Genomic DNA, 12,701 nt, shown 5'->3' with positions numbered 1-12,701 from the left:
TCTTTTATATCAAGTGTCTGAGAGCGGTGGGTCGGAAGTGAAGGCCGTTTTATGGAAGTCACTGGCGGCTGCCACATCGGCGAGGCCGATTTCTTCGGGTGTGGGGGCGCTGCCGCCGGCCAGAACCTGCAGCACGCTATGGACGCCTTGAGAAAGAGACTCCAGGTGGTAGCCGCCCTCGAGTACCAGGGCGAGCCTGCCGTCGCAGTGTCGGTCGGCCAAGCCCTGAACGATCTCCGTCATGGCGGCGAACCCCTCATAACTGACGTTCAGGCATAGATCGAGCCGGTGGGCATCGAAGCCAGCCGAAACCAGGATCAGGTCCGGCTGGAACCAGGCGGCTGCCGGCTCCAAGATGTCGCGAAAGGCCATCAGGATGGCTTGGTCGCCGGCTCCGCCGGGTAATGGCACATTGACGGTGGTGCCCTCGCCGAGCCCGGCGCCGACGTCTTCCAGTCGGCCGGAGCCCGGATAGAAGGGGGCGGCGCGATGGGTGTCGAACAGCATGACATCCGGCGATGCCCAGAAAATGTCCTGGGTGCCATTGCCATGATGGGCATCCCAGTCGACGATCAGGACGCGCTCGATGCCCAGCTCATGCTGGGCATGGGCTGCTGCGACCGCGACGTTGTTGAAGAAGCAGAAACCGCGCGAGCGGGCCGGTTCGGCGTGATGCCCCGGCGGGCGGCAGAGTGCAAAGGCGCTTTGGGCTCGGCCCTTGCAGACGGCGTCGACCGCTGCGATGGCGGCCCCGGCGGCGACCTCGGCGGCCTCGATGCTGCCCGGTGATACGGCAGTGGTGTCGACATCAAGCCAGGCATGCTTGCCGCGCATGCGTTCGATTTCACGCAGGTGGGCGCTGGTATGTACCCGCCCAAGTTGCTCGAGCGTGGCCGGCTCTGCGGTCTCGAACGTCACGCCGGGGATCGGCTCGGCGCTGAGGCGTTCCATGATGGCCGTTATCCGGCCGGGGTGCTCGGGATATTTCCATTGAACCGCCAGGCCATTGAGTATCTCTCTGACTCGTCGGTCCAGGCGTCCAGGCAGGAAGGGGTCCTGGATGTCGGGTTGATGATTAAGCATGCGGTCGTCATTGATCACCAGCACTGAGCGGTCGCCGATCACGAGCATTCTCCGTCACGTTAGATAGTGCCCGCCCCGGGCGCCGGGAGGGCTGCTTGCTTCAGTGTCGTCCTCTCCCGCGTCTCAGGCAATTCGGCTTGTGGGCACCGAATGGTTTTTCAGCGATCAATAGGGAGTTGCGATCTGCTTAAGCAGGCGAAAATGTTATAAAGTAACGTATTTGAGCCTACTAGCTTTCATCGACGTCATCGAGGATCCGCGCCTGTGCCTTCTCCATCGCCTTCATCCGCTTCTCGTCCATCTGTCGTTCACTCAAGCATGCCTCTGACAGGCATTCCCGTGCATGTGATTACCGGGTTTCTCGGCAGCGGCAAGAGCACTCTGATTCGCCACCTGCTGGCCCACAAGCCTGCTGACGAGCGCTGGGTCGTGGTGATCAACGAGTTCGGCCAGGTCGGTATCGATCAGGCCATGTTCGAAGAGCGCGAGGATGTGGTGGTCAAGGGGTTGCCGGGCGGCTGCCTATGCTGTCAGTTGGCCTTCGTGTTGCAGGCGTCGCTGGTCAATCTGCTGCACCGTCATCGTCCTGATCGGCTGATCATAGAGCCCTCCGGGCTTGGTCATCCCGCGGGTCTTCTGGACTTGCTGCGCAGCGAGGCCTTCAACGAGGTGTTGGAGGTGCGCGATATCATTGCCTTGCTGGATCCGCGACGCCTCGATGACCCGCGCTCAAGAGAGCATGAGACCTTTCGCGATCAGTTGGCGATGGCCGATGGCGTGGCGCTTACCATGACCGATCTGGCCACGGAGCGGCAGTGCCGGGTAGCGCAGGAATATCTTTCCGGCTTATGGCCCGCCAAGCGCTGGATCGAGGTGGCGCCACATGGGCAGCTTCCCGTGTCGCGGCTGCTTGATGATGCCGTTCATCAGGATGGCGCCAAGGGGGCTTCTGGTCATCAAGGCGGGGAGGCCTCGGCGTCGCCGCGGATGAGGTCGCACTCTACTGCTCACGAAGGACAGGCTGCGGTCACCCTGGATACGTTTGCCTATCGTGCGCCCGTTCCTGGGAAGCCGGTGTGCGACGAAGGAGGCTCGCTTGGCTTTCGCAGCCTAGGGTGGCGCTTTCATGCAAGCGAGCGGTTTTCGCTGGATGCGTTAGAACAGTTGTTGTCGTCGTTGCCCGCGGCGCTGCGCATCAAGGCGGTGGTGCACACTGCGTCAGGCTGGAAATTCTACAACCGGGCTGCTGGCCGCGTGACGCTGATGCCGGCCAGTTGGCGGCGGGATTCGCGCCTTGAGCTGATCATGGAGGCGGATAGCCAGGCCTTGCCTGAGCCAGCGTCACTGGAAGCGAGCCTGCTGGCCTGCCGCGAAGTCGGATAATCTACCCCGAACTGGCTCCGCTAGGGGCGCTGACGCTGCCTTTAGGGGGCGGTGAGTGGTACAATTTCGCATTGCTATCACGAAGCTAGCCTTGCCAGCCTCCCGTAGCGCCAAACAGTCGCAGTGCAAAGGATTTGACGACCCATGGGTGACATCGCCAGAGAGATTCTGCCAGTCAACATCGAGGACGAGCTCAAGCAGTCGTATCTCGATTACGCCATGAGCGTGATCATCGGCCGGGCGCTGCCCGACGTACGTGATGGCCTCAAGCCGGTACACCGGCGTGTGCTGTTTGCCATGCACGAATTGAACAACGACTGGAACAAGCCTTACAAGAAGTCGGCCCGTGTCGTGGGTGACGTCATCGGTAAATATCACCCGCACGGTGACAGTGCGGTCTACGATACCATCGTACGTATGGCGCAGGATTTCTCGATGCGCCATGTGCTGGTCGACGGCCAGGGTAACTTCGGTTCCATCGACGGTGATAACGCTGCCGCCATGCGTTATACCGAGGTGCGCATGGCCAAGCTCTCCCATGAGCTGCTGGCCGATCTCGAGAAAGATACCGTCGACTGGGTCGACAACTATGACGGCACCGAACGCATCCCCGAGGTGCTGCCGACCAAGGTTCCCAATCTGCTGATCAATGGTAGCTCCGGCATTGCCGTGGGTATGGCTACCAACATCCCGCCGCACAATATGAGCGAGGTGATCAGCGGCTGCCTGGCGTTGATCGACGACCATACGCTGTCGATCGATGACCTGATGGAATATATCCAGGCCCCCGACTTCCCCACCGGCGGCATCATCAACGGTAAGGCCGGGATTCTCGATGCCTACCGTACCGGCCGTGGGCGCATCTATGTGCGTGCGCGTCACACCATCGAGCACGATGACAAGACGGGCCGCGACCACATCATCGTCAATGAGCTGCCGTATCAGGTAAACAAGGCGCGCTTGATCGAGAAGATCGCCGAACTGGTCAAGGAAAAGCGCATCGACGGCATCGCCGAACTGCGCGACGAGTCCGACAAGGATGGTCTGCGCGTCGTGATCGAGGTCAAGCGTGGCGAAAGCGGCGAGGTGGTGGTCAACAACCTCTTCGCTCAGACGCAGCTGCAGAACGTGTTCGGCATCAACATGGTGGCATTGTCCGACGGCCAGCCGAAGACGCTTAACCTCAAGGAAATGCTTGAGGCCTTCATTCGTCACCGTCGTGAAGTCGTCACCCGCCGTACGCTCTTCGAGCTGCGCAAGGCGCGTGAACGCGGTCATATTCTCGAGGGCTTGGCGGTCGCGATCTCCAATATCGATGAGGTGATCGAGCTCATCAAGGCCTCGCCGTCGGCTGCTGAAGCCAAGGATCAACTGCTGGCCCGTAGCTGGCAGCCGGGGCAGGTGACCGGCATGCTGGAGCGAGCCGGTGCGACCTCGTGCAAGCCCGAGGATCTGGAAGAGGGCTTCGGTCTCGACGATGCAGGCCAGCAATATCGCCTCTCGCCGGCCCAGGCCCAGGCCATTCTTGAGCTGCGTCTGCACCGTTTGACCGGCCTTGAGACCGAGAAGCTGCTCAACGAGTATCTGGGCATTCTCGAAAGAATCGCCGAGCTGACCGCGATTTTGGCCTCCGCAGACCGTTTGCTCGAGGTGATTCGCGAAGAGCTCGAAGCCATCCGCGATCAGTATGGTGATCCGCGTCGCACCGAGGTCCAGATCAGCCATCTTGATCTGCATATCGAAGACCTGATCGCCGAAGAAGACATGGTGGTGACCATTTCTCGTAGCGGCTATGCCAAGACGCAGCCCCTTTCCGACTACCAGGCGCAGCGCCGCGGTGGGCGCGGCAAGTCGGCGACGGCGATGAAAGATGAAGACGTCATCGAACACCTGCTGGTGGCCTCGACTCACGACACCGTGCTGCTGTTCACCAACAAGGGCAAGGTCTACTGGCTCAAGGTCTACGAGATGCCCAATGCCAGCCGCGGCTCCAGGGGCAAGCCGCTGGTCAACCTGCTGCCGCTGGATGAAGGCGAAGCGGTGAGCGCCATGCTGCCGGTGCGCGAGTATCGCGAAGACAGCTTCATCTTCTTCGCTACCGCCAAGGGTACGGTCAAGCGTACCAGCCTCGATCAGTTCTCGCGTCCGCGTAGCGTTGGCCTCATCGCCATCGATATCGACGAGGATGACCAGCTGATTGGTGCCGCTATTACCTCTGGCTCGGACCACGCCATGCTGTTGTCTTCCAACGGCAAGGCGATCCGCTTCGAGGAATCCCATGTCCGCGCCATGGGGCGGACTGCCCGCGGCGTGCGCGGTATGCGGCTGCAGGATGGCGCTCGGGTGATCAGTCTGATCATTCCGCAGTCCCAGCAGGTCGATGTCGAAGACGATACCGAAAGCGATGATGCTGAGGCCCCGGCAGATGTGGCGACCCATGATGGTCAGATCTACATCCTGACCGCCTCCGAGCGCGGCTATGGCAAGCGTACCCGCCTCGAGGAGTTCCCGCTGCGTGGGCGTGGTGGCCAGGGCGTGATCGCGATGCAGACCAGCCAGCGTAACGGCGATATGGTCGCGGCGATGCAGGTCTACTCTGCCGACGAGATGATGCTGATCACCGACAAAGGCACGCTGGTGCGTACGCGGGTCGAGGAAGTGTCCACGACATCGCGCAACACTCAGGGCGTGATGCTGATTCGTCTGGGCGAGGGCGAGGCGCTGGTCAAGACCGTGCGCATCGACGAGCCGGACGAAGAAGCGCCTAGCGGTGAGACACTGGACGGGGCTGCTGAAGAAACGCTTGAGGCGGGCGCGGAAGACGCGTCAGGCGAAGCCCCCGCAGAGGGGACAGGCAGCGATGCGTCTGAAGACGATCACTGAGCGCCGTTAGCCGACACCATCATTCTGGAATACTACGCTGATGACACGTCATTATAATTTTTGTGCGGGACCGGCGGCGCTGCCGACCGCCGTTCTGGAAAAGGCTCGGGAAGAGCTGCTCGATTATCAGGGGCGTGGCCTCTCGGTGATGGAGATGAGCCATCGTAGCCCCGAGTTCGTAGCCATCGCCGAGCAGGCCGAGGCGGATCTGCGCGAGCTGCTGGCCGTGCCCGATAACTATCGGGTGCTGTTCCTGCAGGGCGGTGCCTCGATGCAATTTGCGATGTTGCCCTACAACCTGCTGGGTCAGGGCGGCACGCCGAACTATCTGTATACCGGTATCTGGGGCAAGAAAGCCATTGCCGAGGCGCGCCATCTGGCCGGTGCCCATGTGGCGGCGTCCAGCGAGGCCAATGGCCTCACCGCCGTGCCGCGCCAGGAGGATATTGCGCTGTCGGGTGATGCAGCCTACCTGCACTATACGAGCAACGAGACCATCGGCGGCCTTGCGTTCGACTATATCCCCGAAGGGCGACTGGCCGATGGCAGTGAAGTGCCGGTGGTCTGCGACATGTCCTCGTCGATTCTTTCCGGCCCGCTGGATGTCTCGCAGTTCGGTGTGATCTACGCCGGGGCCCAGAAAAACATCGGCCCCGCCGGCCTGACGCTGGCGATTGTGCGCGATGACCTGCTGGATCGCGCGCGCCCCGATACGCCGACCATGTTCAATTACAAGGTCATGGCCGAGCACGGCTCGATGTACAACACGCCGCCGACCTATAGCTGGTACTTGGCGGGGTTGGTGTTCCAGTGGCTGAAACACGAGATCGGCGGTCTCGAGGCGATGAATGCCCTCAATGAGCGCAAGGCCGCCAAGCTGTATGCCGCCATCGACCAGAGCGATATGTATTCCAACCCTATTGCGGTGGACAATCGTTCGCGCATGAACGTGCCCTTCGTGCTGGCAGATGATCGCCTCGACAAGGCCTTCCTGGCCGAATCGGAAGAGGCCGGGCTGCTCAACCTCAAGGGGCATCGCAGCGTGGGTGGCATGCGTGCCAGCCTCTACAACGCGGTACCCGAATCCGGGGTCGATACCCTGGTGGAGTTCATGGCCGACTTCGAGCGTCGGCGCGGCTAGCGTCGCAGCGGGCGGCGCGACCGAGCCAACCATGCTCGGTGGCCGTACCATTGTCGAATCAGGGGTTTAGTTAGGGGAAATCGAATGAGTGACACCCCCATCGATCTCGATGCGCTGCGTCAGCGTATCGATGGCCTGGATGGTGAAATCCTGCGCCTGATCAGCGAGCGCGCCCAGTGCGCGGGTCAGGTGGCCAAGGTAAAGACCGACTCCGACCCGGATGCGGTCTTCTATCGGCCCGAGCGTGAGGCCCAGGTGCTCAGACGCATCATGGCGCTCAACCAGGGGCCTTTGGATGCCGAGGAAATGGCGCGGCTGTTCCGCGAGATCATGTCGGCCTGTCTGGCGCTCGAAAAGCCGGTCAAGGTGGCCTATCTGGGGCCCGAAGGTACCTTTACCCAGCAGGCGGCCCTCAAGCACTTCGGCGAAAGCGCGGTCAGCTTGCCGATGGCCGCCATCGACGAGGTGTTCCGGGAGGTCGAGGCCGGCGCCGTCAATTACGGCGTGGTGCCGGTGGAAAACTCCACCGAAGGCGTGGTCAACCATACCCTGGATTCCTTCATGGACTCCTCAATGCGCATCTGTGGCGAAGTGGTGCTGCGCATCCATCATCACCTGCTGGTGTCGAGCAATACCCGTCGTGACAAGGTCTCGCGGGTCTACTCGCATCCCCAGTCCTTTGCTCAGTGTCGCAAATGGCTGGACGCGCATTATCCGCATGCCGAGCGGGTGCCGGTGTCTTCCAACGCCGAGGCGGCCAAGCTGGTCAAGACCGAGTGGCATAGTGCGGCGATTGCCGGCGATATGGCGGCCAAGCTCTATGACCTCGAGAAGATTGCCGAGACCATCGAGGATCGTCCGGATAACTCGACGCGCTTCTTGATCATCGGCAATCAGGATGTGCCTGCCTCGGGTGAGGACAAGACGTCGATCGTGGTGGCCATGCGCAACCAGCCTGGCGCCCTGCATGACCTGCTGGAACCCTTCCACCGTCATCAGATCGACCTGACGCGTCTCGAGACGCGGCCGTCGCGCAGCGGGGTCTGGAACTACGTCTTCTTCATCGACTTCAGCGGGCATCGTGATGATGCGCGTGTGGCGGCCGTGCTCGAGGAAGTGCAGTTGCGCTGTGCCGAGCTCAAGGTGCTGGGCTCCTATCCGGTAGGTGTGCTCTGATCATGAGGGCGTCTTCCAGGCCTCAGTCGGCGGCGCCGCCCGCGCCGGATGCGAGCAGGCTCGGCGAGTCCCAATTATTGATCGTCGGGCTCGGGCTGATTGGCGGTTCCTTGGCGGCGGCCCTCAAGGCCGGCGGTTTCGCTGGTACGATTCTGGCCTGTGACCGTGATGCCGACGAGATCGCTCGCGGAATCGAGATGGGCATCATCGACGGCGGTGACACCGAGCTTGCCGCAGTGCTGCCAGGCAGCAGCCTGGTCGTGCTGGCAGTGCCGGTATTGGCCATGGATGCGGTGATGGAGGCCTTGGCCGCAGGGCTTCACACGGCCGCTAGCGACGTCGTCATCACCGATGTCGGCAGCACCAAGGCGGCCATTCGCGATACCGCAGAGCGCATCTTCGGCAAGCTGCCGACCAACCTGGTGCTGGGGCATCCGATCGCCGGCTCCGAGAAGAGTGGGGTGGCCGCTTCCAATTCCCGGTTGTATCGTCAGCACAAGGTCATCCTGACGCCCGACGAAGACACGGCGCCCGGCGCGCTGTGCCGGGTGCGTGCCCTGTGGGACGCCTGCGGGGCCACGGTGCTCGAAATGCCAGTCGAGCACCACGACCAGGTGCTGGCGCGCACCAGCCATCTGCCGCATCTGCTGGCCTTTTCGCTGGTGGATACCCTGGCTCGCCAGGATGAGCGCTTGGATATCTTTCGCTACGCTGCCGGTGGCTTTCGTGATTTCACCCGTATCGCCGGCAGTGACCCGGTGATGTGGCGGGATATCTTTACGGCTAATCGCGATGCCGTTCTGCAGGCCCTGGATGATTTCGAAGGGGGCGTGGCTCGACTGCGCCGTGCCGTGGAAGAGGGAAACGGCGATGCCATGCTGGGCATTCTCGACCGGGCCAGCCATGCTCGGCACTATTTCGATACGCTGTTAAACCAGACCAGTTATCAGGCGGGTTATCAGACCATGCAAGACAATTCCATGCGCTACCGGGTCAGCCCCGGCGGCAGCGTTTCCGGACGCATTCGCGTGCCGGGCGACAAGTCGGTATCACACCGTTCCATCATGTTGGGCGCGCTAGCTGAAGGTGTCACCGAAGTGAAAGGCTTCCTCGAAGGCGAGGATAGCTTGGCGACGCTGCAGGCCTTCCGCGAAATGGGCGTGGCCATCGAAGGGCCGCATCAAGGGCGGGTGACCATCCATGGCGTCGGCATGCACGGCCTCAAGGCGCCGGCGGGGCCTATTTACGTGGGCAATTCCGGCACCGCCATGCGCCTGTTTGCCGGCCTGCTGGCCGGTCAGGCCTTCGATAGCGAGCTGACGGGTGACGCCTCCCTGACCAAGCGGCCCATGGGCCGGGTCGCCGACCCGCTGCGCCTGATGGGGGCCAAGATCGACACCGCCGAGGGCGGGCGCCCGCCGCTGAAGATTCATGGTGGCCAGCCCCTCAAAGGCATCGACTACGCGATGCCCATGGCCAGTGCCCAGGTCAAGTCGTGCCTGTTGCTCGCGGGCATGTATGCCGAGGGTGAGACCCGCGTTAAAGAGCCGGCGCCGACACGTGATCACACCGAGCGTATGCTCAATGGTTTTGGCTATCCGGTCGAGCGCGAAGGCGATACTGCGTGGCTCAACGGCGGTGGCTCCCTTGCGGCAGGGCCTATCGATGTGCCCTCCGATATCTCCTCGGCGACCTTCTTCCTGGTCGCCGCAGCGATCACGCCGGGTGCCGACTTGACGCTCGAGCATGTCGGTATCAACCCCACCCGTATCGGGGTGATCAATATCCTCAAGCTGATGGGTGCCGATCTCGAGCTATCGCATCAGCATGAGGTGGGCGGAGAGCCGGTCGCGGATATCCGAGTGCGCTATGCGCCGCTCAAGGGTATCGATATTCCGGTCGACCAGGTGCCGCTGGCCATCGACGAGTTCCCGGCGCTGTTTATCGCTGCCGCCAATGCGCAAGGCACGACGCGACTGCGCGGTGCGGAAGAACTGCGCGTCAAGGAGTCCGATCGTATTCAGGCCATGGCCGATGGCCTCGCTGTGCTCGGCGTCGAGAATACCGTGGTGGCCGATGGTATCGATATCCTCGGTGCTGACGATGGCTCCGGCGCGCCGAATTACGGCGGCGGTCAAGTCGACAGCCTCGGTGATCATCGCATTGCCATGGCCTTCGCGGTCGCCGGACTGCGCGCCCGTGACGAGATCGTGATCGATGACTGCGCCAATGTGGCCACCTCCTTCCCCGGCTTCGTCGAGCTGGCGCGCCGTGTCGGCCTGATCGTCGCTCCCGCCTCTGGTGATGAGTCCGTGGCCTGCGAACAGCGGGAGGATGCATGAGCGATGCCGAAACACGGGTGTTGACCATCGATGGCCCCGGCGGGGCCGGCAAGGGCACCATTAGCCGCTTGATCGCCGAGGGGCTGGGTTGGCATTTGCTGGACAGCGGGGCGCTGTATCGGCTGACCGCCCTGGCGGCCGAGCGCCATGAGGTGGAGCTGGACGACGAGGCATCTCTGGCAACGCTGGCTTCCAATCTGGACGTGGTCTTCGTTCCCGACGAGGGTGGGAGTCTCGTGCTGCTGGAAGGGGATGACGTCAGCCGTGAGATTCGCACCGAGCAGGCCGGCGACCGGGCCTCCCAGGTGGCGTCGCTGCCGCGGGTTCGCGAGGCGTTGCTGAAGCGTCAGCGCGACTTCCTCAAGGCGCCTGGCCTGGTGGCCGATGGTCGTGACATGGGGACAGTGGTGTTTCCCGCCGCTCCCCTGAAAGTCTTCCTGACCGCCAGCGCCGAGGAGCGTGCCAAGCGTCGGCATCTGCAGTTGCGGGAGGCGGGGCAGGATGCTAGTCTACCGAGTCTTTTGAAGGAGATTCAGGCCCGCGATGCGCGAGATATGCAGCGCAGCGTTGCCCCTCTCGAACCGGCAGCCGATGCCATCGAGCTGGACACCACGAGCCTGACTATTCCGGAAGTGGTGGAACGGGTGAAGGATCTGCTTGCCCAACGCGGCATTGTATGATCGTCCAACGATCCATTACGGGCCTCGGGACAATGTAACGACATGGGCGGACAGCACGTACTGAGAGTCCGCTCAGGTCTAACCAGCGTCAACATCCCCGAGGCATATTGCAGTAGGCCCGCACTCGCTGGTGGTGCGGAGAAGGCGGTAAGCCGCCATTCAACGTTGATCACGTAGGAACATCATGAGCGAAAGCTTTGCTGACTTGTTTGAACAGTCTCTCCAAGACATCAACATGGAGCCGGGCGCCATTGTCATGGCGACCGTCGTCGACATTGAAGGTGATTGGATCACCGTCAATGCCGGTCTGAAATCCGAAGGCCAGATCCCGTCCGCGCAGTTCCGCGACGACAACGGTGAGCTGACCATCGGTGTGGGCGATGAAGTCAAGGTTGCACTGGAAGCCGTGGAAGATGGCTTCGGTGAGACCCGCCTGTCCCGCGAGAAGGCCAAGCGCGCCGAGGCGTGGAAAGAGCTGGAAGCAGCCTTCGAGAAAGATGAGATCGTCAAGGGCGTGATCAACGGTAAGGTCAAGGGTGGCTTCACCGTCGACGTGGCCTCTATCCGTGCCTTCCTGCCGGGTTCCCTGGTAGACGTGCGTCCGGTGCGTGACACAGCTCACCTCGAGCACAAAGAGCTGGACTTCAAGGTCATCAAGCTCGACCCGAAACGCAACAACGTGGTGGTTTCTCGCCGTGCCGTTCTGGAAGCCGAGAACAGCGCCGAGCGTGAAGCGCTGCTGGCTACCCTGCAGGAAGGCCAGCAGATCAAGGGTATCGTCAAGAACCTGACCGACTACGGTGCCTTCGTGGACCTGGGCGGCGTCGATGGCCTGCTGCACATCACCGACATGGCCTGGAAGCGCATCAAGCATCCGTCCGAGATCGTTGCCGTCGGCGACGAGATCAACGTCAAGGTGCTGAAGTTCGACCGTGAGCGCAACCGTGTTTCCCTGGGTCTCAAGCAGCTGGGCGAAGATCCCTGGGTCAACATCAAGGGTCGCTACCCGGAGAACACCAAGGTCAACGCACGCGTTACCAATCTTACCGACTACGGCTGCTTCGCCGAGCTGGAAGAAGGTGTCGAAGGCCTGGTCCACGTGTCCGAAATGGACTGGACCAACAAGAACATTCACCCGTCCAAGGTCGTCCAGGTTGGCGACGACGTCGAGGTGATGGTTCTGGATATCGACGAAGAGCGTCGTCGTATCTCTCTGGGCATCAAGCAGTGCACCACTAACCCGTGGGAAGACTTCAGCGCTCGCTACAACAAGGGCGACCGCGTGTCTGGCAGCATCAAGTCCATCACCGACTTCGGCATCTTCATCGGCCTGGAAGGCGGTATCGACGGCCTGGTGCACCTGTCCGACATCTCTTGGTCCGAGACGGGCGAAGAAGCCGTGCGCAACTTCAAGAAGGGCGATGAGGCAGAAGCTGTCATCCTGTCCATCGATCCGGAGCGTGAGCGCATTTCTCTGGGCATCAAGCAGCTGGACAGCGATCCGGTTGCCGAGTACCTCGCCGTTAACGACAAGGGTAGCGTTGTTACCGGTCGTGTCGTCGAAGTCGATGCCAAGGAAGCCCACGTCGAGCTGGCAACAGATGTCGTGGCCGTGCTCAAGGCTTCCGAGATCAGCGCCGATCGCGTTGAAGATGCACGCAACGTCCTGAACGAAGGCGATAGCGTCGAAGCTCGCATCGTGAGCGTGGATCGCAAGAGCCGCGTTATCAACTTGTCCGTCAAGGCCAAGGATCAGGAAGACACCCGTAAAAACATGGGTCGTCTGCGCGAGCAGGAGTCCGAGACTACACCGACCACCATCGGTGATCTCATCAAGCAGCAGATGGGTCAGGACTAAGTCCAGCCCTGGTGTCTCGGTTCGCCGAGACGCCCTGACGCTTGAACAAAAACGCCGCCCTTAGGGAGGCTGTGTGATAACCCGTCACCAGCCTCGGGGCGGCGCTCCAGAAGACTGCCTCGGCTTTGCCGGGGCAGTCTTCATTTCAGTGCCAG

At 62.0% G+C, this 12,701-nt stretch carries 8 protein-coding genes; 7 read left to right on the top strand and 1 reads right to left on the bottom strand.

Annotation, left to right across the window (positions count from 1 at the left end):
- Window positions 1-9: 9 nt before the first annotated feature.
- The gene (locus tag BLR71_RS16160) at window positions 10-1,131 is read right to left on the bottom strand and encodes a histone deacetylase family protein (RefSeq protein WP_092528690.1); all 1,122 of its coding nucleotides are present in this window, start codon (window positions 1,129-1,131) and stop codon (window positions 10-12) included.
- A gap of 291 nt (window positions 1,132-1,422) precedes the next feature.
- Here BLR71_RS16160 and BLR71_RS16155 point away from each other — a divergent pair, with 291 nt between their 5' ends.
- The 7 genes from BLR71_RS16155 (at window position 1,423) to rpsA (ending at window position 12,546) form a co-directional block, all read left to right on the top strand.
- On the top strand, window positions 1,423-2,466 hold the full coding sequence (locus BLR71_RS16155) for a CobW family GTP-binding protein (protein WP_340147982.1): 1,044 nt from the start codon (window positions 1,423-1,425) through the stop codon (window positions 2,464-2,466).
- A 144-nt stretch (window positions 2,467-2,610) separates the two neighbouring features.
- Window positions 2,611-5,349 carry a DNA gyrase subunit A gene (gene gyrA, locus BLR71_RS16150; protein ID WP_092528686.1) on the top strand — a complete coding sequence of 913 codons (2,739 nt, stop codon included), beginning with the start codon at window positions 2,611-2,613 and terminating at the stop codon, window positions 5,347-5,349.
- A gap of 40 nt (window positions 5,350-5,389) precedes the next feature.
- The gene (serC, locus tag BLR71_RS16145; RefSeq protein WP_092528684.1) at window positions 5,390-6,490 is read left to right on the top strand and encodes a 3-phosphoserine/phosphohydroxythreonine transaminase; all 1,101 of its coding nucleotides are present in this window, start codon (window positions 5,390-5,392) and stop codon (window positions 6,488-6,490) included.
- A gap of 84 nt (window positions 6,491-6,574) precedes the next feature.
- A complete protein-coding gene (pheA, locus tag BLR71_RS16140; RefSeq protein ID WP_092528682.1) occupies window positions 6,575-7,666 on the top strand; it encodes a prephenate dehydratase in 1,092 nt (363 codons plus the stop codon).
- A 2-nt stretch (window positions 7,667-7,668) separates the two neighbouring features.
- Window positions 7,669-10,008, top strand: coding sequence for a bifunctional prephenate dehydrogenase/3-phosphoshikimate 1-carboxyvinyltransferase (locus tag BLR71_RS16135; protein ID WP_092528680.1), 2,340 nt, complete (start codon window positions 7,669-7,671; stop codon window positions 10,006-10,008).
- Window positions 10,005-10,688, top strand: a complete 684-nt coding sequence (gene cmk, locus BLR71_RS16130) for a (d)CMP kinase (protein WP_092528678.1) — start codon at window positions 10,005-10,007, stop codon at window positions 10,686-10,688. Before BLR71_RS16135 ends, cmk begins: the two co-directional genes overlap by 4 nt.
- A 184-nt stretch (window positions 10,689-10,872) precedes the next feature.
- Entirely contained in the window at window positions 10,873-12,546 is a 1,674-nt protein-coding gene (gene rpsA, locus BLR71_RS16125) for a 30S ribosomal protein S1 (protein WP_092528676.1), read from the top strand.
- Window positions 12,547-12,701 lie beyond the last annotated feature (155 nt).

This window comes from Onishia taeanensis, assembly GCF_900100755.1.
Classification (GTDB): Bacteria; Pseudomonadota; Gammaproteobacteria; order Pseudomonadales; family Halomonadaceae; genus Onishia; species Onishia taeanensis.
This window is presented reverse-complemented; position numbering and strand designations above follow the sequence as displayed.